The organism is Streptomyces sp. CB02009 (assembly GCF_001905825.1).
Lineage (GTDB): Bacteria > Actinomycetota > Actinomycetes > Streptomycetales > Streptomycetaceae > Streptomyces.
In genome coordinates, this window is record NZ_LIVV01000007.1 from 158945 (window position 1) to 179029 (window position 20085).

Here is a 20085-nt window from a genome sequence, read left to right on the forward strand (position 1 = left end):
CACATGAGCACGCTCCCCACGCAGACGCAGACGCAGACGCAGACGCACACGGGCACCCCCACGGGCACCCACACGCACACCCACACGGACACCCACCCGCACAAGCGCCGGCACGGACTCGTCGTCCTCGACATGGCCGGCACCACCGTCGCCGACGGCGGTCTCGTCGAGCAGGCCTTCACCGCCGCCGCCGAGCGCCTCGGCGAAGACCCGGCCACGATGATCGACTACGTCCGCGCCACCATGGGCGAGTCCAAGATCTCCGTCTTCCGCCACCTCTTCGGCGGCGACGAGACCCGCGCCCAGGAGGCCAACCTCGCCTTCGAGGCGGCCTACGGCGAGCTGGTCTCCGGCGGCCGGATCGCCCCGATACCCGGCGCGGCCGAGGCGATCGACGAGCTGAGGGCCCAGGGCCGGCGGGTGGTCCTCACCACCGGCTTCGCCCGGGTCACCCAGGACGCCATCCTCGACGCGCTCGGCTGGCGGGACCTGGTCGAGCTGACCCTCTGCCCGGCGGACGCCGGCGGTCGCGGACGCCCGTACCCGGACATGGTCCTCGCCGCCTTCCTCCGCACCGGCGCCGTGGACGACGTCCGGCAGCTCGTGGTCGCGGGCGACACCTCTTACGACATGCTCAGCGGGGTCCGCTCGGGCGCCGGGATCGTCGCGGGCGTCCTGACCGGCGCGCACGACGAGGCGGCGCTCAAGGAGCACGGCGCGACGCACGTCCTCCCCTCGGTCGCCGGACTTCCCGCGCTGCTCGGGGAGTCGGACGCATGACCAGCGGCATCCGCTTCGACGCCGTGTCCGTCGCGTACGGCGGCACCACCGTCCTCGACCGGCTCGACCTGACCGTCGAGCCCGGCGAGGTCATGGCCCTCCTCGGGCCCTCGGGTTCCGGGAAGACCACCGCGCTGCGGGCCGTCGCCGGATTCGTGCGGCCGGCCTCCGGGCGGGTGCTCATCGGCGACCGCGACGTCACCGGCCTCCCACCGTACAAGCGGGGGATCGGCATGGTCGTCCAGCAGTACGCCCTCTTCCCGCACCTGCGGGTCGAGGCCAACGTCGCCTTCGGCCTGAAGGCGCAGAAGGTCCCCAAGGGCGAGATCCCCGGCCGGGTCGCCGAGGCCCTGGAGATGACCGGCATGGCGGCCTACGCCCACCGGTACCCGCGGGAGCTCTCCGGCGGGCAGCAGCAGCGCGTCGCCATCGCCCGCGCGCTCGCCATCCGGCCCAAGGTCCTCCTCCTCGACGAGCCGCTCTCCGCGCTCGACACGCAGCTGCGCTCCGGCATGCTGGCCGAACTGGCCCGACTCCACCGCGAGTTGCCCGATGTGTCGATCCTGTACGTCACCCACGACCAGGTCGAGGCGCTGACCCTCGCGGACCGGATCGCCGTCATGGACAAGGCCCGGCTCCAGGACTGCGGCACCCCGCAGGACCTGTACCGCAGGCCGCGCACGGAGTTCACGGCCTCGTTCGTCGGGAACGCCAACCTGCTCCCGGTGACGGTCGGCGCGGACGGGGTCGTCTTCGCGGGCACGGAGCTGAAGGTCGGCACGGAGGGCGCGCCGGGACCGGCCCTCGGCGCGGGCGCCACGCTCTGCGTCCGGCCCCACCTGATCGGCCTCGGAGACGGTCCGAACGCGCTGCGGGGCCGGATCGGCGAGGTCCAGTGGCGGGGGTCCACCCACCGGCTGTACGTGGAGGTGGGCGGGCACCGGGTGAAGGCGGACGTACGGGAGCTGCGGGAGACACCGCTGCTCGGGACCGAGGTCACGCTGCACTTCGCGCCCGAGGACGCGGTGCTGCTCGGGGCGGGGGTGTCCGATGGGTAGCCCCGCGAGCGGGCTCAGGGAACGGCGGCCCGCGACGGGCGTGGCGACCGGCCCCTCCGTCCCCGTGGAACGCCCGTCCGCGACGAGGCGCGCCACCCCCGCCTGGGTCTGGGCCCTCCCGCCCGTCGCCGTGCTCGCCGTCGTCTTCCTCTATCCGCTGGCGCTCGTCGTCCAGGAGTCCCTGGCCCCCGGCGCGTACGGGGACGTCCTCGCCTCCGCGTCCTTCCGCCAGGCCCTCGTCACCACTGTGTGGCTCGCCGTCGCCTCCACCGTCGGGTGCCTCGTCCTCGGCTTCGTGCTCGCCGTCGTGATCGCCTTCGTGCCCTTCCCCGGTGGGAAGGCGGTGTCGAAGTTCATCGACGTCTTCCTCTCCTTCCCGTCCTTCCTCATCACGCTCGCCCTGCTGTTCCTCTACGGCACGGTCGGCATGGCCAACGGCGTCTGGACGGACGTCACCGGGGACCCCTCGGGCCCGTTCCGGTTCCTGGCCACCCCGTGGGGCGTCCTCCTCGCCGAGATCACGTACTTCACCCCGTTCGTGATGCGGCCGCTGCTCGCCGCCTTCTCGCAGATGGAGACGGCCCAGCTGGAGGTCGCGTCCTCGCTCGGCGCCCGGCCGCTCCGGATCGTCCGGCGGGTGATCCTGCCGGAGGCGCTGCCCGCGCTCGCCGCCGGCGGCAGCCTCGTCCTCGTCATGTGCCTGAACGAGTTCGGCATCGTCCTCTTCACCGGGGCCAAGGGCGTCACGACCCTCCCCATGCTCGTCTACGGCAAGGCGATCCTCGAGTCCGACTACGCGGCCGCCTGTGTCGTCGCCGTCGTCAACGTCGCCCTCTCCGTGGGCCTCTACGTCCTCTACCGGGGGGTGAGCCGCCGTGCTGGTGCATAGCCGCAGCGGCAGGTGGACGGCCTGGGCCGTGTTCGCCGTCCTGTTCGTCCCGCTCTTCGCCCTCCCGCTCCTGGTCATCGTCGCCGCCTCGTTCGCCACGCACTGGTCCAGCGCCTTCCCCTCCGGGCCGACCACCGAGCACTACGCGGCGGCCGTCCGCGGGGAGTCCCTCCAGGCCCTCACCACCAGCCTGGTCACCGCCCTCACCGCGAGCCTGGTCGCCCTGACCGTCGGCACCTGGGCCGCGCTCGCCGGCGCCGCGCTCGGCCGGAGGGGCAAGCGGGTCCTCGACGCGCTGTTCATGCTGCCGGTCGCCGTGCCGTCCGTGGTCGTCGGCCTGGCCGTCCTCGTCGCGTTCTCGCAGCCGCCGGTGCTCCTCAACGGCACACGCTGGATCGTGATCCTCGCGCACACCGTGCTCGTCACGGCGTTCGCCCACCAGTCGGTGTCGGCCGCGATCCAGCGGCTCGACCCGATGTACGAGCAGGCGGCGGCCAGTCTCGGCGCCCGCCCCTCGTACGTCCTGCTCCGGGTGCGGCTGCCGCTCCTGCTGCCGTCCCTGAACGCGGCCGCCGGACTCTGCTTCGCCCTGTCCATGGGCGAGTTGAGCGCCACGATGATGCTCTACCCGCCGGACTGGATGCCGCTCCCGGTGCTCATCTTCACGGCCACCGACCGCGGTTCCCTCTTCACCGGATCGGCGCTGGCCGTGGTCCTCATGGCCACGACCCTGCTGGCCCTGCTCGCCGTCTCCCGCATCCGCACCAGGGCCTCCTTCCGCTAGAGGCCCCGGCGTTCCCTCCCCGCGCTTCCATCAGCCAGAGATCCTCAGGAGAACACGACGTTATGCGTACGTACGCCAAGCCGATCGCCGCCGTCACCGGCTCCCTCGTCCTCGCCGCGGGCCTCACCGCCTGCGGGGGTTCCACCGCCGCCTCCGACGAGAAGACCGTCACCGTCTACAGCGCCGACGGCCTCAAGGGCGAGGCGGGCGACGGCTGGTACGACAAGGTCTTCGCCGACTTCGAGAAGAAGACCGGCATCAAGGTCAAGTATGTCGAGGGCGGCTCCGGGGAGATGGTGCAGCGCGCCCTCCGCGAGAAGAGCAACACCCAGGCCGACGTCCTCGTGACCCTGCCGCCCTTCATCCAGCAGGCCGGATCCAAGGGCCTGCTCCAGAAGTACACGCCGCAGGGCGCCGACCACGTCGGCGGCGGCGACAAGGCGAGCGACGGCACCTGGACCTCGGTCGTCAACAACTACTTCGGCTTCGTCCACAACAAGAAGGAGCTCCCCACCGCCCCCACGACCTGGGAGGAGCTGCTCGACGGCAGGTTCAAGGACAGGCTCCAGTACTCCACCCCGGGCGTCGCGGGCGACGGCACCGCCGTCCTCATCAAGGCGATGCACGACTTCGGCGGCCAGGAGCCGGCCATGGAGTACCTGAAGAAGCTCCAGGCCAACAACGTCGGCCCGTCCTCCTCCACCTCCAAGCTCGCCCCCAAGGTGGACAAGGGCGAACTCCTCGTCGCCAACGGCGATGTGCAGATGAACTTCGCCCAGTCCCGGTCCATGCCGAACCTCGGCATCTGGTTCCCGGCCAAGGGCACGGGCCGGCCCACCACCTTCGCCCTGCCGTACGCGGCCGGCCTGGTGGACAAGGCCCCGCACGCCGAGAACGGCAGGAAGCTCCTCGACTTCATGCTGACCGAGGGCGCCCAGCGCGAGGTCAGCGCCATCGGCGGCGGCTTCCCGGCCCGCAAGGACGTCAAGGCGACCGACGCCAACGCGATCGAACTGGCCAAGCTGATGGAGGGCGTGGAGGTGTTCGAGCCGGACTGGGCCGACATCGACAAGAACCTCACGGCGTACGTCGACGCGTGGAAGTCCGCGACCGGAAGCTAAGAGTTCACCGTACGACCCTGGAAAGCCCCCGTTGATCGCGGAAAGATAACGGGTACGGACCAACGCCCCTGAGGAATCAGGGGCGTTGGCGCGCGTCCGCACCCCCATCGACCCCGCTCACGGAGGACTTCGACATGCCGATCACCGGCATCTCCCGACGCACCGTGCTCGCCGCCGCCGGTGCCACCGCGGCCGTCGCCGCCACCGGCCTCGCCACCGCCCCGGCGGCCCTCGCCGCCGCCGCGCCCACGCTCCCCGACGGCACCAGCAAGGACAAGGTGCTCGTCGTCGGCATGGACGGCCTGCGCCACGACCGGATCGACGCCGCCAAAGCGCCGCACCTCAAGTCCCTGATGGCGAACGGCACCTACGGCCGCTCCCTGCTCTACGCCAACCCGATGGCCGCGACCTCCTCCGGCCCCGGCTGGTCCACCATCTCCACCGGCGTCTGGCCCGACAAGCACGGCGTGAAGGACAACACCTTCAGCGGCAAGAACTACGGCCAGTACCCCGGCTTCCTCGCCCGCCTGAACCAGGTCCGCCCCGAGCTCTCGCTCTTCGCCGCCGTCGACTGGCCCGAGCTCGACACCCACGGCACCGTCACCCCCGGCGCCGACGCCAAGCTCGTCTACAACAACAACTACGTCGTCAACGACCTCGTGATCACCGACATCACCGAGGACGTCCTGCGCAACCAGAACCCGGACGTCCTCTTCGTCTACTTCGGCGAGACCGACGAGATCGGCCACAACCACGGCGCCGCCAGCCCCAAGTACACCGACGCCATCGACGTCCAGGACGGCTACCTCGGCCGGCTGCTCACCGCGATCAAGGCCCGGCCCGCGTACGCCACCGAGCGCTGGACGGTCATCGTCACGACCGACCACGGCCACACCGACGGCGGCGGCCACGGCGGCTCCTCCATCGAGGAGCGGCGCACCTTCGTCCTCGCCCAGGGCCCCGGCATCGCCGCCGGCGCCCGCCCCATCGACACCCGGCTCGTCGACGTCGCCGCCACCGTCTTCCGCCAGCTCGGCATCACCCCCGCCGCGTCCTGGGGCCTCGACGGCAAGCCGATCCAGGACCGCTCCACCGACCCCTTCGACAGCCTCTACGGCTCGCTGACCGGCCGCGTCGACGAGACCGGCATCCCCGCCGGGATCCTCGGCTTCACCCGCACCGCCCCCAGCGGCTGGTCCGTCATCAACACCGCCATGGGCACCGGCGGCATGACCGAGTGGCGCGGCTGGTCCTTCGCCACCGACGAGTTCTGGTCCCGCTCCCAGCGCGACCAGTCCCGCGAGCTGAACGTGCGCGCCCGGGGCGTCTTCGCCGTCGCCGACTCCGACGAGTGGGCCGACAAGACGTTCTCGGGGACGTACGACTCGACCCTCGTCACCCCGGCGTACGGCGTCGCGGGCGCGACCCGGGTCACCCTGGACTTCACGACCTTCTACCGCCAGGAGGGCAGCCAGAGCGCCCAGGTCCAGGCCGTCTTCAACGGCGGCACCCCGACCGTCGTGAAGAACTACACCGCCGATGTGATCTCCCAGCCCCAGTCCCTCGCGGTCCCCGTCCCGGCCGGCGCGTCCACCGTGAGCTTCCGCTTCCGCTACACCGGCTCCAACAACTGGTACTGGGTGATCGACGGGGTCAAGGTCACGACCTCTTGACGCAGGCCCCGCCCACCCGCACGCGCTGGGCTCGCGGGCTCTGGCACGCACATCTGCGGCGTTGTCGTCGGTCGCCATGGCTCCGCCATGCCTCCCTCCTCCGCCTTGCAGCTGCACGCACCAGAACCCGCTCCCTGACCCAGCCCGCGCGGGCGGGCAGGGCCTAGGCTGGGGGCGTCGCCACAGCGCTGTCGCGGCGCCCCCAGCACACCGCACTTCGCACGGCAGGAGTCCCGCACCCATGGCAGAGCGCAAGCCGATCGAATCCTGGCTGACCGACATGGACGGCGTCCTCATCCACGAGGGCGTGCCGATCCCCGGCGCCGACGCGTTCATCAGGAAGCTGCGGGACACCGGGAAGCCCTTCCTCGTCCTCACCAACAACTCGATCTACACGGCCCGCGACCTGCACGCCCGCCTCGCCCGGATGGGCCTGGAGGTCCCCGTCGAGAACATCTGGACCTCGGCCCTCGCCACCGCCAAGTTCCTCGACGACCAGCGCCCCGGCGGCACCGCGTACGTCATCGGCGAGGCCGGTCTGACCACCGCGCTGCACGACATCGGCTACGTCCTCACCGACCACGACCCGGACTACGTGGTCCTCGGCGAGACCCGTACCTACTCCTTCGAGGCGATGACCAAGGCCGTCCGGCTCATCAACGCCGGCGCCCGCTTCATCTGCACCAACCCCGACGAGACCGGCCCCTCCCTCGAAGGACCGCTGCCGGCCACCGGCTCGGTCGCCGCGCTCATCACGAAGGCCACCGGCAAGGACCCGTACTTCGCGGGCAAGCCGAACCCGCTGATGATGCGCACCGGACTGAACGCCATCGGCGCCCACTCCGAGACCAGCGCCATGATCGGCGACCGGATGGACACCGACATCCTGGCGGGTCTTGAGGCGGGCATGCAGACCTTCCTGGTGCTGACCGGCCTGACGTCGGAGGCGGAGATCGACCGCTTCCCGTTCCGCCCCTCCAAGATCGTGAAGTCGATCGCGGACATCGTCGACCGGGTGTAGCGGCCGCTCGCCGGCGCCCCTGCGGATGCGAGAAGCCCCGATCCGGGTGACCCTGCCAGTATCAGGAGGTCACGATGCGTTCAGGTCCCATTGCTCTCCGTGCCGCAGGGGCGGCCCTCGTACTCGTACTGGCACCCACGGCCGGTGGCGCGTACGCCCACGACGGGGTGAAGGTCACCGTCACCCCGTCCACCGCCTCGCCCGGCGCCGACGTCGACGTCCGCGTCCAGGGCTGCAAGGGCACGACGGGGGCCGCGAAGTCCCCGGCGTTCGTCGCCGACGCCGAACTCACCGGCCGGGACGGCGGTGGCGCACCGCTGTTCGGCGACACCACGATCAAGACCCGGCTCGAGAACGGCACGTACAAGGTCAGCGTGACCTGCGACGGCCACGACCACCCGGATGTCGGCACCGTGCGCGTCGAGCGCCAGAAGCCCACGCACGAGCCGACCCGCAAGCCCACGCACGAGCCGACGTGGAAGCCGACGCACGAGCCGACGCACGAGCCGACCCACGAGCCGACCCACCACGCCAGCCCGGTCGCCCCGGTCCGCGCGGGCGGCGGCGGCACCGCCGCCTTCGCCGCCCCGGCCGCCCCCGGCGTCGCCCAGACCACCAGCGAGAGCGGCCTCGGCACCCCGTACACCCTGCTCGGCCTCGGTCTCGCGGCCGTCGCCGCGGTCGCGGTCGCCTTCCGCAGCTCCCGCCGACGCGGTACGGGGGCGAGTACGGGCACGGGCTCGGGGTCGGGTACGGAATGACGGGGCCGTCCGGCTCCCGCCCGGCGGGCACCGGGCGACTCGTCACCGGCGTGGCCTGGGCGCTGCTCCTGCTCGGGCTCTGGCTCTGGGGCCGCGAGGTCACCGAGGGCCCCGGGGGCAGCTCCGCGCCGACCACCGGAGACATCGCCGCCGTCGGCCGGCCGCTCGGCGTCCCCCTGCCCCCGGCGCGCGACCCCCTCGCACCCCTCGAGCCCCGGCGGGTCGAGATCCCGTCCCTCGGCATCGCCGCGCCCGTCGTGGCGCGCGGCCTGGACAGCACGGGGGCGATCGATCCGCCGCCGTACGAGATGCCGCACACGGTCGGCTGGTTCGGCGCCGGCACCCGGCCGGGCGCCGCGGGCCCGGCCCTCCTCGTCGGCCACGTCGACACCGAGACGCGGCCGGCGGTCTTCTACGGCCTGAGCGCGGCCCGCCCCGGAGCGAAGGTCCGCGTCACCCGTACGGACGGATCGGTCGCCGAGTTCACGGTGGACGACGTCCAGGTCTACCCGCGGGAGTCCTTCGACGCGAGCAAGGTCTACGGGGCGCGGGATCCGCACCGGGCGGAGCTGCGGCTGATCACGTGCGGGGGCACGTTCGACCGCGGCGCGAACGCGTACACGGCGAACGTGGTGGTCTCGGCCTACCTGACAGCCGCCACCCCCTGACCCCCTCCCGGCGCCCGGGGCACCCGGTCCCATCTGCCCGGGCCCAGGGCCTGGCGCACCCCCGGCCCCGCCGGGCCAGGCCTGTCGGCCCGACCCGGACGGGCGCCCGCCGCCGCCCACCCCCGTTGTGGGCATCTGTTCCGCTGGGGCGGAACGGGTGGGCACAACGGAACGGCGCCCGTTGCCGGGCCTAGGCTTCCGCGCCTGAACCCGCACCCCTTCGCGCCGCACAACTGGGTGCGGGTCCAGGCACAAGGGGCGGAGGCGCCGCCGAGCGCGCCGTCCCGTGTGCCCACCCGTCCCGCCCCAGCGGGACGATTGCCCACACGGGCGGTGGGGCGAGGGTACGGGCGCAGCCCACACGGCGGTGGGCGCGGGCGCAGCCCACACGGCGGTGGGCGCGGGCGCGGGCCGCATGGCGGTGGGCGCGGGCGGCGCGGCCCGCACGGCGGGTGGACGCGGGCGCGGGTCCGCGCGGGCGGTGGGTGAGGGCGCGGGCGCGGTTCGCACGGTGGTGAGTGGCGCTGCGGGTGCGGCCCGTACGGGCGGTGGGTGGCGAGGGCGCGGCCCACGGCGGGGCGGGGGGCGTGGTTCCGAGGGCGCGGTCGCGCGGCCCGCACCGGGTCGTACCGGGCGCGTCGACCGCGCGGCGAGTGGTGGCCGCCCCCGTCGACGCGGACGCGCGGACCTGGCCCCGGTCGGCGCCGCGCGTCCCGCTGCCGCCGCCGACCGGGCCGGTCCTCCACCGCAGGGCTCGCGGACGCGGGAGGGGTCCGGTGCCGCCGCGGGAGGTCGAGGTTCCGGACACTGTAAGGGCCCCGCCCCGCCCGGCCCAGAGGGCTGTCGTGTCACGCTGCTCACGACCGCGCGCCGAGCCGGGTCCACACCCCCGCCCCACCGGCCGGCCCGCAAGGCATCCGCGAGACGTCCGCACGACGTCCGCGAGGCACCCGCCAGGCACCCGCCAGGCACCCGTAAGGCACCCGCGCTCGTCACTCCACCGACCAGACCACGGCCGAGAAACGAACAAGACCCCCTCACCATCGGTGAGGGGGTCTTGACTCTGCGTGCGCCGCCAGGGACTCGAACCCCGGACCCGCTGATTAAGAGTCAGCTGCTCTAACCAACTGAGCTAGCGGCGCTTGCTGACAGAGAGAACTCTACCCGACGTCCGGGTGTGCTCCTGACCAATTACGGTCACCCCCGGCCTGTCGGATGGTCGTATCAGGCCTTCGATCCGTCAAAATGCGATTTGTCCAGACAGTTGAGACACTGACGCCCAAAACCAAGGGTCAAAAGATCTTGACGAGTGTGGAGGGGAATCGCATGAGCGTGCCGGTCTTCGAGGAGTTCGAACCCGCGGCCGACTGCGGCTGCCCGGGCTGTGCCCGGCAGCGGCGCGACCTCGCGCTTGGCCTGCCGGTCCGGGCGGGCGGACACCCCGCGGCGCACGGCGCGCGCCGCGCCCTGGTCCTGGTGACGGCCGCCGGCGTGGCCCTCGGCGGTGGCGGGGCCGCCGTGGCGGCGGCCCTCCCGCCGCCCTCCGCCCCGTTCACCCCGGCGGACCTCACGGAGCCCGCCACCGACACCGCCGCCCACCCGGACGCCCCCGAGCCCGACACCCCGCAGGGCGGCCGGGGGCCGCTGCACGGAGCGCCGGGCCCCGGCGGGCAGCCCTCCCCGAACGCGGACCCGACGACCAGTCAGGTCTCGGCCGCCACCCTGCGGAAGACGAGCCGGACCGAGATCATCAACCGCGCGAAGCTGTGGGTGACCGCCCAGGTCCCGTACTCCATGGAGAAGTACTGGACGGACGGCTACCGCCAGGACTGCTCGGGCTACATCTCGATGGCCTGGAACCTCCGCAGCAACGAGTGGACCGGCAGCCTCGACCGCTTCGCGGACCGCGTCGACCGCACCGAGCTGCAGCCCGGCGACATCCTGCTCTTCCACAACCCGGCCAACCCGACCCGCGGCTCGCACGTCACGATCTTCGGCGGCTGGACCGACTACACCCACACCTCCTACGTCGCGTACGAGCAGACCAAGCCGCGCACGCGGAAGCAGGCGACGCCGATGGCGTACTGGGAGAACTCCAACCGGTACGTGGCCTACCGCTACAAGGGCCTGGCCGGCGGCGGCACCGGCGGCACCACGGGCGGGGCGGTCTCCACGGCGACGCCCTACCCGGGCATCGCGATGTTCGGCACCGGCGCGAACAACGCGTACGTCACCCAGCTCGGCCGGCTGCTCGTCGACCGCGGCGGCAAGCGGTACTACAGCCAGGGACCCGGCCCGAAGTGGGGCGAGGCGGACCGCCGCGCGACCCAGGCGTTCCAGCTGGCGCAGGGCTGGAAGGGCAAGGAGGCGGACGGCCTGCCCGGCCCCGAGACCTGGAAGCTCCTCGTGACCGGCAAGGGCAGGGACATCGGCGGTTCGAGTGGTGCGAGCGGGTCGACTTCGAATGCGACGGCATTTCCCGGGCGTGGCTCCTTCCGTCCGGGCCAATCCAACGCATATGTGGAGAAGCTGGGCAAACAACTGGTGAAGCGGGGCTTCGGCAAGCACTACCTGTCGGGACCCGGTCCGCGCTGGACGGAGGCGGACCGCCGCAACGTCGAGGCGTTCCAGCGGGCACAGGGCTGGCGCGGCGCAGCCGCCGACGGCTACCCGGGCCCGGAGACCTGGCGGCGCTTGTTCCGATGACCCCGAGAGCATGAGGTGGACCCGAATGACGGCATCGACCCCGAACCCCGCGGATTCCGGCGCGGCGGCCTCACGTGACGCGGCCCGCACGGCCCGCCGCCTGACGGACGGCACCCTCCCGCGCACGTCCCCTCCCCAGGGCGCGCCCCCGGGCACCCCGCCGACCCGACGTGAGACGGCGGAGGAGTCGCGGGAGTCGCCGGAGCCGCGGGAGCCTGGGGCGCCGGGGGAGTTGAGCGAGTCGAGGGACGGCGCACCGGCGGAGGGCGGCGCGCCGTCGCCGGACGACGTGGCGGCGGCCGCGACGGCAGCGGCAGCGGCCGTGGACGACGCGCCGGCGTCCGCCGCCCAGGACGTCGCGCCGGTACGCCCGGGCGCCGCGCCGGCCGCCGCGCAGGGCGTCGCGCCGGGCGTCGCGCCGGGCGGGACCTCGGGCGCCGCGCCGGGCGGGACCTCGGCCGGGACCTCGGCCGGGACCTCGGCCGGGACCTCGGCCGGGACCTCGGACGGAGCGCCCGTCGGGCAGGCTCCCGCGCCGGAATCCCCTGCGGCCGGTGAGCCGGCGCCGTCGGCCCCGGCCGCCGGGGAGCCGGTGACGACCTCGCGCAGGGTCCCGGTGTGGCCCGAGCCGGGAGCGAGGGGCGGCGCCGCTGCGGCGGCGGCCAGCCCGGAAGCCACGACCAGGCCTGACGCCCCGGCGAGGCCGGAAGCTCGAACGGAGCCGACCGCCACTTCGGGGCCGACCGCCCCGACCACCCGCATCACCCCGACCGCCCCGACTGCCCCGACTGCCCTGGCCGCGCCGACCGGCCCGGAGTCGGGTCGCGGCACGGGGACGGCCGGTGCGTCGCCCCGCGACGGGGCCGGGTCGTCCGGCGCGTCCGCGGTCCGCCCGCTCGGCTCCACGCCCCCGGTCGCGACCGCGCCCCCCGTCGGCGCCACGCCCCCGACCGCGTCCGCATCCGGTACGGCCTCAAGTGCGCCCGCCGCCCCGGCAGTCGCCCCGGTGATCACCCGGGTGCAACCCGTTCCGCCCGCCTACCCCGGCACCACGCCCTCCGGTGCGGGCCGCCACGCCCGCCCCCATTCCTCTTCTTCCCCCTCCCCCTCCCCCTCCTCTTCCTCCTCCTTCAAGGCCGCCGTCACCGTGCGGTCCGGTGGACCTTCGCCGGTCCCGGCCGCAGTGCCCGCCGCCGCCCCGACCGCAGCCCCCGGTACCCGGCCCGCGTCGGACCGCCCCGCCACCCCCGACTTCGGGCGGATCGCCGGGGCCGGTGTCGGTGCCGTCGCCGTGCCCGTCGCAGCCGTCGTGCGGGTCGCTCGGCGGAAGAACGTGATCGGGGCCGAGACCACCGGCTCGATCCCGGTGCATCTCCTCTTCCGCGACCAGCCGGGGAACGCCGTGCCCTTCGCGGCCGGTGAGGACGACGGCGGTCCCGACACCGTCGCCATGGCCGCGCCGACCCTGCCCAGGACGGGTACGGGCGCCGCCATTCCCGGCCCGTCGAAGGTCCAGGCCCAGGACCCGGAGCAGCCCCGGGCGGACGCCGCCGGTGCCGGGGCCGGGGCCGCCGGCCGTGCCTCGTCCAAGCGGAAGTCGAAGTCCCCGTCGAAGGCGGAACTCAACGGGCGTCTCGACGGGCGTCTCGACGAGCGGCTCGACGGCCGTCTCGCCCGACGCCTCGACGCACCGCTCAAGGCGCGGTCCGCGTCCCACCCCGGCGCGCAGGCCGCCAAGGCCTCCGCCCCCGCCCCCGCCCCCGCCCCCGCCACCGCCACCGCCTCCGCCTCCGCTTCCCGGTCCTCCGCCTCCCGGCCCGCCCCCACCGCCGATCCCGCTCTCGTCGAACGCACCGGGCCGGTGCTGCCCGGCTGGGTCGGGGTGGTCGGCGGGGCGCTCGCGCTCGCCGCGTGCGCGGCGGTCGTGTGGTGGGCCGGGGCCGTGCCCGAGGAGGCGTCCCGGATGCTGCGGCTGCCGGAACGCCCGTACAACGGCATCCATCTCGGCCAGTGGGCGCTCCTCGCGCTCGGTGTCGTCCTCACCCTGTTCGCGCTCGGCGGGCTCGGCCGGGGCCGGGTCGGCTACGCCTGGGTGCTGACCCTGTTCGGCGACTACCGCGGCACGGTCCGCCGTACGGGTCTGGTCTGGGTCAGCCCGCTCCTGCTGCGCCGCCGCGTCGACGTACGGCTCCGGCACTGGCGCAGCGAGCCGCTGTCGGCGGTGGACGCCAAGGGCACGGCGCTCGATGTCACCGTGCTCGTGGTGTGGCGGGTGCGGGACACCGTCCGGGCGGCGCTCGGCGTCGACGGGCACGAGGACTATCTGCGGGAGCAGGTGGAGGCGGCGATGGCCCGGGTGCTGTCGCAGCTTCCGGCGGACGCCTTCCACGAGGACGCCCCCACGCTCCGGGACGCGGAGGCCGTCGGCGAGGCGCTGACTTGGATGCTGTCGGCGGAGTGCGCCCCGGTCGGTGTGGACGTGTTCTCGGCGCAGCCGACGCGGATCGAGTACGCGCCGGACGTGGCGGCGGCGATGCGGCGGCGCCGGATCGCGGCGATCGACGCGAAGCACCGGGACAGCGTGCTGACCTCGGTGGTGGACGCGGTGGACGACGTGGTCCACCGGCTGACCAGTCGTGGTCTGGTCGAGCTCGACGACTACGAGCGCAAGGCGCTGGTCAAGGACCTGACGGTGGCCTTCTACACGGGGCGGACGGGTCCTGTAGAGGGGGCGTGAAGGGATGGACATGTTCAACTTCCGTCCATACCTTGGTACTTGGTCCAGACCAAAATCGGTACGACGTACCACCGCACGCGTGCGCGCACGGCCCAACAGAACCCCCACGTTCTCCTGGAGCGAAGCATGCGCAAAAAGTCAGTCGGGGCGGCGGTGGTGGCGCTCGGCGTCGCCGGCGTCACCCTCTTCGCCACCGGTAGCGCCGGCAGTCACGGCTACACCGACTCGCCGATCAGCCGCCAGAAGCTCTGCGCCAACGGCACCGTGACCAACTGCGGCTCCATACAGTGGGAGCCGCAGTCGGTCGAGGGGCCCAAGGGCTTCCCCGCCGGCGGTCCCGCCGACGGCAAGATCTGTTCCGCCGGGCTCACGCAGTTCGCCCAGCTGGACGACCCGAGGGGCGGTGCGTGGCCCACGACGCAGCTCACGTCGGGGCAGAGCTACAGCTTCCGCTGGCAGTTCACGGCCCGGCACGCCACCACCGACTTCAAGTACTACATCACCAAGAACGGCTGGAACGGGACCCAGAAGCTCACCCGGGCCATGCTGGACCCCCAGCCGTTCCTGACCGTCCCCTACAACAACCAGCAGCCGCCGGCGACCCTCTCGCACTCCGGGACGATCCCGGCGGGCAAGACGGGCCGCCATCTGATCCTGGCGGTGTGGACGATCGCGGACACGTCGAACGCGTTCTACGCGTGCTCGGACGTCAGGTTCTGACGCCCGGGGCCGCTCGGTGGCCGTCCGGTGGCCGGTCCTGACGGTCGCCGGACGGTCTCTCCCGCCCGTTCATTTCTGATGGATCGTCAGTTACAGTCCGGCCCATGAGGGGTGCGGACACCGTCGCGGAACTCGTACGGCGCAAGTGGGGCGACCACCGGATCGGGCTGAGGGACGAGCACCACGCCCTCACCCACCACCAGGTCGCCGCCGGCGCCGCCGCGCGGGCCGCACTCCTCGTGGACCTGATGCCACCCCTGCCGGGGGGCGAGCCGCACCTCGGCATCCTGCTCGACAACACGCCGGAGTACCCGCTCTGGCTCAGCGCGGCGGCCCTCGCGGGGGCCGCCGTCGCCGGGATCAACCCCACCCGGCGCGGCGCCGAACTCGCCCGGGACATCCGGCACACCGCCTGCCGGGTCCTGGTCACCCAGCGCGCCCATCTGCCGCTCCTCGACGGCCTCCCGCTGCCCGGCGTGCGGATCCTGGTCACGGACACCGACGCGTACCGGGAACTCCTCGCCCCGTACGGCTCGGCCCGCCCGGGCGACGCGCGCCTCGGCCCCGTACGCCCCGACAGCCGCTTCCTGCTCTCCTTCACGTCCGGTTCGACGGGCGCCCCGAAGGCGGCACTCTGCAGCCAGGGCCGGCTGGCGGCGGCCGGAGCCTCGCTCGCGGCGCACTTCTCCGTCGGCCGGGACGACGTCCACTACGTCTGTATGCCGATGTTCCACGGGAACGCGGTGATCGCGGACTGGGCCCCGGCCCTGGTCGCCGGGGCCGGGGTGGCGCTGCGGTCCCGCTTCTCGGCCTCCCGCTTCCTCTCGGACGTACGGGACTTCGAGGCCACCTACTTCACCTACGTCGGCCGGGCGGTGCAGTACCTCCTGGCGACCCCGCCCACCCCCGAGGACCGCGCGCACCGGCTCCGCCTCGGCTTCGGCACGGAGGCGGGGGCGGTGGACGCGGCCCGCTTCCGGGAGCGGTTCGGGGTGCCGCTCGTGGAGGGGTACGGCTCCTCGGAGGGAGGCGCGTCGATCCAGCGGACGCCGGACACGCCGCCGGGCGCGGTCGGCCGGGCGGCCCCGGCCGACGACCTGCTGGTGGTGGACGCGGAGACGGGCCGTGAGTGCGAGGCGGCCCGCTTCTCCCCCGAGGGCCGGCTCCTCAACGCCGCCGAGGCCGTCGGAGAACTCGTCAACCGGGGCCGCAGCGCCTTCGAGGGCTACTGGCGCAATCCGGAGGCGCAGGCCGCGCGGCTGCGCGACGGCTGGTACTGGACCGGTGACCTCTTCTACCGGGACGCGGACGGCTTCCTCTACTTCGCGGGCCGTACGGACGACCGGCTGCGGGTCGACAGCGAGAACCTGGCGGCGGCGATGATCGAACACATCCTGGCCCGCTGGGACCGGGCCGCGGGGGTCGCGGTCTACGCGATACCGGACCCGGTGGCGGGGGACCAGGTGATGGCCGCGCTGGCGCTGCGGGAGGGGGCGGTCTTCGATCCGGCGGAGTTCGCCGGCTTCCTCGCGGCGCAGCGGGACCTGGGGACGAAGATGCCGCCCCGGTTCGTCCGGGTGATGCCCGAACTCCCCCTCACCGCCACGAACAAGATCCACCGGGTGGCCCTCCGCCGCGAGTCCTTCCTCTGCGAGGACCCGGTCTGGTGGCGCCCGACCCCGGGAGCCCCGTACGAGCCACTGACACCCGCGGCCACGGCCGCGCTCCGGGGGGAGTACGCCCGCCAGGGGCGGAGTCCGGGGCTTGCGGACAGCTGAGGGAGAGGCGGTGGACGGACGCCCGGGGCACGGGCTGACGGCCGTCGCGGCCGGAACCACCGGCTCCTACGGCGCGGGCGACGAACAGCCGGGCGACGAACAGCCGGGTGACGAACAGCCGGGTGACGAACAGCCGGGTGACGAACAGCCGGGTGACGAACAGCCGGGTGACGGCGGCCCCGACCCCGCGCCCGCAGTGCGACCGCCGCTGGGGCGACCACCCTCGGGGCGACCGCAGGGGCGACCCCTGCCGCGACTGCCGCCGCCGAGGTAGGCCCAGCCCCACCACCGCCCACCCCGCACCCCCACCCCAGCCCCACCCCTCCACCCCATCGCCCCGCCCCGGTCGGCGGGCCTAACGTGGGGCCGCATGGACCCCCGTACCCCCTGGCAGGCGCTCACCCGGCCCCGGTTCCTCCTCGGACCCTGGCCCTGGCGATCCGTCGCGTACCTGGCGACCGGCGCGCTCCTCGGGGGCCTCGTCTGCGCCGTGTTCGCGCTGCTCGGGCTGTTCTCCGTCCTGCTCGTCGGACTGCCGCCGCTCCTCCTGTCCGGGCTCGCCCTCGGCGGCGTCGAGCGCCGCCGCCTCCGCCTCGTCGACCTCGACCCCGCCCCGGATCCGCACCGCGTCCCCACCGCGCCCGGCCTCGCCGCCTGGCTCCGGCTCCGGGCGGGGGAGCAGGCGACCTGGCGGGAGCTCGCGTACGCCCTGCTCCTCGCCACCGTCCTGTGGCCGCTCGACCTCCTCGCCGTCGCCGTCGGCGTCGGCCTCCCCGTCCTGCTCCTCGGCGCGCCGGTCCAGCTGGCCGTGGACGGCCAGGAGGCCAAGGTCGTCAAGGCGTACCTGGTGACCTCCTATCCGGAGGCCTTCGCCGCCGCCCTCCTCGGCGCCCTGCTCCTCGTCGCCCTCGCCCACCCGCTCGCCGCCTTCGCCGGCGCCCGCGCGGCCCTCGTCCGCGCCCTGCTCACCCCTCGCGAGTCCGCCCGGCAGGGCGCGATCGGCGAGGTCATCGCCTCCCGTGCCCGGCTCGTCGACGCCTTCGAGGCCGAGCGGCGCCGGATCGAGCGCGATCTGCACGACGGAGCGCAGCAGCGTCTGGTCGCCCTCACGATGACCCTCGGGCTGGCCCGGCTCGACGCCCCGCCGGGCGGCCCGCTCGCCGAGCAGCTGGCGAAGGCGCACGCGGAGGCCGGACAGGTCCTCACCGAACTGCGCGAGCTGATCCACGGGATCCATCCGCAGGTCCTCGCCGACTACGGCCTCGGCCCGGCCCTCGCCGACGCCGCCGACCGGTCCGCCGTGCCCGTCGCCACCGACGTCGACCTGCCCCGGCTGCCGGAGTCCGTGGAGAGCGCGGGGTACTTCGCCGGCTGCGAGGCCCTCGCCAACATCGGCAAGCACAGCGGGGCGAGCCGGGCCTCGATCACCGCCCGGCATGCCGGCGGTGTGCTCCGGATCGACGTCGAGGACGACGGGCGCGGCGCCGCCGACCCGGCCGCGGGCACCGGTCTCACCGGCCTGGCCGACCGGATCGCCGTCCTCGATGGCACACTGACGATCATGAGCCCGCCGGGCGGGCCGACCCTCCTCCGAGTGGAGATCCCATGCCCCGCACTGAGCGAACGCTCCGCGTCGTCCTCGCCGAGGACAGCGTCCTCCTCCGGGAGGGACTGACCGGGCTCCTGGCCCGTTTCGGCCACGAGGTCGTCGCCGCCGTCGGGGACGCCGACGCGCTGAGCGCCGCGGTCGCCGCCCACGATCCGGACATCGTCGTGACCGACGTCCGGATGCCGCCCGGCTTCCAGGACGAGGGGCTGCGCGCCGCCGTCGCGCTCCGCGCCGAGCGCCCCGCCCTGCCGGTCCTCGTCCTCAGCCAGTACGTGCAGCGCAGCTACGCCGCGGATCTCCTGGACGCGGGCGACGGCACCGGCGTCGGCTATCTGCTCAAGGACCGGGTCGGCCAGGTCGAGGAGTTCCTGGACGCGCTCGCCCGGGTCGCGGACGGCGGCACGGTCGTCGACCCCGAGGTCGTACGGCAGCTGCTCCGCCGGCACCGCGATCCGCTGGAGGCGCTGACCCCGCGCGAGCGCGAGGTCCTGGGCCTGGTCGCGGAGGGCCGTTCGAACGGTGCCATCGCCCGCAGTCTGGTCGTCACCGAGGCCGCCGTCGGCAAGCACATCGGCAACATCCTGGCGAAGCTGGATCTGCCGCCGGCCGAGGACACCCACCGCCGGGTCCTCGCCGTCCTCACCTACCTCCGGGCCTAGGGGGATAGGGGATGGGGGATGGGGGAGCCACCTCAGGCCTGCCCCCGGGGACTGGCCCCTGGTACTGCCCCCCCCACGCACGAAGAAGCCCCCCGCTTCCGCGAGGGGCTTCTTCCGTCTGTGCGCCGCCAGGGACTCGAACCCCGGACCCGCTGATTAAGAGTCAGCTGCTCTAACCAACTGAGCTAGCGGCGCTTGCTGACAGAGAAAATACTACCTGGTCCCGCGGGGTGCTCATGACCATCCCGCGCGAGCGCGCCGCAGGGGCGTCCGCATGCCCCGGGCCGCGGATTCCTCCGCCGCCCGGGGCCCCGTGTGTCTCAGATCGCCAGTGCCATGACCACCGGCGCCGCGCGCCGGTTCAGTGTGTCGGCCGCCGAGCGCAGCCGGTGGGCGTGCTCGATCGGCAGGGAGAGGGCCAGGCAGCCCACGGCGGAGCCGGCCGTCAGGGGAACGGCCGCGCAGACCGTGCCCACCGCGTACTCCTGGAGGTCGAGGACCGGGACGGTCGGCGGCTGGCTGTCCAGCTTGGAGAAGAGGATCTGCTCGCTGGTGATCGTCCGGGAGGTCAGTCGGGCGATCTTGTGCCGGGACAGGTGGTCCCGGCGTCCGTTCTGGTCGAGCTGGGTGAGCAGGCACTTGCCGACCGCGCTGGCGTGCGCGGCCGAGCGGAAGTCGACCCACTCGTTGACCTTCGGTGTGCGCGGGCCGTCGGCGAACTGGGTGATCTTCACCTCGCCGTCGATGTACCGGCTGATGTAGACCGCCGCGCCGACGGAGTCGCGCAGCTCGGTCAGGGTCTCCTGGAGCTTCGCCTCCAGGGCTTCGCGGCGGGTCAGGCCGGAGCCGAGGAGGACGAGGGAGTCCCCGATCACATAGGCGCCGTCGGCGACCTGCTCGACGTACCCCTCACGGCGGAGCATGAGGAGCAGCGAGGTGAGGTGGGCCACGGGCAGGCCGGCTTCGCGCGCGATCTGGACGTCCGTCACTCCGCCACCGTGCCGCGAGATCGTCTCGAGGACGCGCAAGGCGTATTGCACCGAGTGGAACGGCGCGGTGGGCTCGGGCTTCAGCGCCACGGTTTCCCCCTACCAGGTTGTGACCGCAAGCTTTCGTACCAC

General features: G+C 73.7%; 17 protein-coding genes and 2 tRNA genes. 16 read left to right on the plus strand and 3 right to left on the minus strand.

Features of this window, described 5'->3' with window-relative positions; all coding sequences use genetic code 11:
- The first annotated feature begins 3 nt into the window (after positions 1 to 3).
- The 9 genes from AMK27_RS27515 (at position 4) to AMK27_RS27555 (ending at position 8755) form a co-directional block, all read left to right on the plus strand.
- Entirely contained in the window at positions 4 to 780 is a 777-nt protein-coding gene (locus tag AMK27_RS27515; protein ID WP_274535750.1) for a phosphonatase-like hydrolase, read from the plus strand.
- Positions 777 to 1838, plus strand: coding sequence for an ABC transporter ATP-binding protein (locus tag AMK27_RS27520; RefSeq protein ID WP_073913536.1), 1062 nt, complete (start codon positions 777 to 779; stop codon positions 1836 to 1838). The genes AMK27_RS27515 and AMK27_RS27520 overlap by 4 nt, the downstream gene beginning before the upstream one ends.
- A complete protein-coding gene (locus AMK27_RS27525; RefSeq protein ID WP_241847620.1) occupies positions 1831 to 2727 on the plus strand; it encodes a 2-aminoethylphosphonate ABC transporter permease subunit in 897 nt (298 codons plus the stop codon). The genes AMK27_RS27520 and AMK27_RS27525 overlap by 8 nt, the downstream gene beginning before the upstream one ends.
- A complete protein-coding gene (locus AMK27_RS27530; RefSeq protein WP_073913540.1) occupies positions 2714 to 3511 on the plus strand; it encodes an ABC transporter permease in 798 nt (265 codons plus the stop codon). Before AMK27_RS27525 ends, AMK27_RS27530 begins: the two co-directional genes overlap by 14 nt.
- Positions 3512 to 3573: 62 nt before the next feature.
- Complete coding sequence (locus AMK27_RS27535; protein WP_073913543.1) at positions 3574 to 4632, plus strand: 2-aminoethylphosphonate ABC transporter substrate-binding protein; 1059 nt, start codon at positions 3574 to 3576, stop codon at positions 4630 to 4632.
- A gap of 134 nt (positions 4633 to 4766) precedes the next feature.
- On the plus strand, positions 4767 to 6305 hold the full coding sequence (locus AMK27_RS27540) for an alkaline phosphatase family protein (protein ID WP_073913546.1): 1539 nt from the start codon (positions 4767 to 4769) through the stop codon (positions 6303 to 6305).
- Between the two features lie 241 nt (positions 6306 to 6546).
- The gene (locus AMK27_RS27545) at positions 6547 to 7326 is read left to right on the plus strand and encodes an HAD-IIA family hydrolase (RefSeq protein ID WP_073913548.1); all 780 of its coding nucleotides are present in this window, start codon (positions 6547 to 6549) and stop codon (positions 7324 to 7326) included.
- A gap of 74 nt (positions 7327 to 7400) precedes the next feature.
- On the plus strand, positions 7401 to 8087 hold the full coding sequence (locus tag AMK27_RS27550; RefSeq protein WP_073913550.1) for a PT domain-containing protein: 687 nt from the start codon (positions 7401 to 7403) through the stop codon (positions 8085 to 8087).
- Positions 8084 to 8755 carry a class F sortase gene (locus AMK27_RS27555; protein ID WP_073913553.1) on the plus strand — a complete coding sequence of 224 codons (672 nt, stop codon included), beginning with the start codon at positions 8084 to 8086 and terminating at the stop codon, positions 8753 to 8755. The genes AMK27_RS27550 and AMK27_RS27555 overlap by 4 nt, the downstream gene beginning before the upstream one ends.
- 1068 nt (positions 8756 to 9823) lie before the next feature.
- Here the strand turns inward: AMK27_RS27555 and AMK27_RS27560 are convergent.
- A tRNA-Lys gene (locus AMK27_RS27560) sits at positions 9824 to 9897 on the minus strand.
- Positions 9898 to 10081: 184 nt separating this feature from the next.
- On the opposite strand from AMK27_RS27560, the gene AMK27_RS27565 reads away from it, so the two are divergent.
- The 7 genes from AMK27_RS27565 to AMK27_RS27595 all read left to right on the plus strand — a co-directional run bounded on the left by AMK27_RS27565 (position 10082) and on the right by AMK27_RS27595 (position 18964).
- Positions 10082 to 11461 (plus strand): peptidoglycan-binding protein, encoded by a 1380-nt coding sequence (locus AMK27_RS27565; RefSeq protein WP_073913556.1) that lies wholly within the window; start codon positions 10082 to 10084, stop codon positions 11459 to 11461.
- 25 nt (positions 11462 to 11486) lie between these two features.
- Positions 11487 to 14198 (plus strand): SPFH domain-containing protein, encoded by a 2712-nt coding sequence (locus AMK27_RS44215; RefSeq protein WP_274535751.1) that lies wholly within the window; start codon positions 11487 to 11489, stop codon positions 14196 to 14198.
- A 126-nt stretch (positions 14199 to 14324) separates the two neighbouring features.
- Positions 14325 to 14918 carry a lytic polysaccharide monooxygenase auxiliary activity family 9 protein gene (locus tag AMK27_RS27575; protein WP_073913558.1) on the plus strand — a complete coding sequence of 198 codons (594 nt, stop codon included), beginning with the start codon at positions 14325 to 14327 and terminating at the stop codon, positions 14916 to 14918.
- Positions 14919 to 15022: 104 nt separating this feature from the next.
- A complete protein-coding gene (locus tag AMK27_RS27580; protein ID WP_073913560.1) occupies positions 15023 to 16696 on the plus strand; it encodes an AMP-binding protein in 1674 nt (557 codons plus the stop codon).
- Between the two features lie 10 nt (positions 16697 to 16706).
- Positions 16707 to 16970 carry a hypothetical protein gene (locus tag AMK27_RS27585; RefSeq protein ID WP_073913563.1) on the plus strand — a complete coding sequence of 88 codons (264 nt, stop codon included), beginning with the start codon at positions 16707 to 16709 and terminating at the stop codon, positions 16968 to 16970.
- A gap of 96 nt (positions 16971 to 17066) precedes the next feature.
- Positions 17067 to 18371: a sensor histidine kinase gene (locus AMK27_RS27590; RefSeq protein ID WP_073913565.1), complete on the plus strand. Its 1305-nt coding sequence runs from the start codon at positions 17067 to 17069 to the stop codon at positions 18369 to 18371.
- Positions 18302 to 18964 (plus strand): response regulator, encoded by a 663-nt coding sequence (locus AMK27_RS27595; protein ID WP_073913567.1) that lies wholly within the window; start codon positions 18302 to 18304, stop codon positions 18962 to 18964. The genes AMK27_RS27590 and AMK27_RS27595 overlap by 70 nt, the downstream gene beginning before the upstream one ends.
- A gap of 121 nt (positions 18965 to 19085) precedes the next feature.
- On the opposite strand, the gene AMK27_RS27600 is transcribed toward AMK27_RS27595, so the two are convergent.
- Together AMK27_RS27600 and AMK27_RS27605 are read right to left on the minus strand one after the other, a co-directional pair.
- A tRNA-Lys gene (locus AMK27_RS27600) sits at positions 19086 to 19159 on the minus strand.
- Between the two features lie 125 nt (positions 19160 to 19284).
- Complete coding sequence (locus tag AMK27_RS27605; RefSeq protein WP_073913569.1) at positions 19285 to 20043, minus strand: IclR family transcriptional regulator; 759 nt, start codon at positions 20041 to 20043, stop codon at positions 19285 to 19287.
- Positions 20044 to 20085 lie beyond the last annotated feature (42 nt).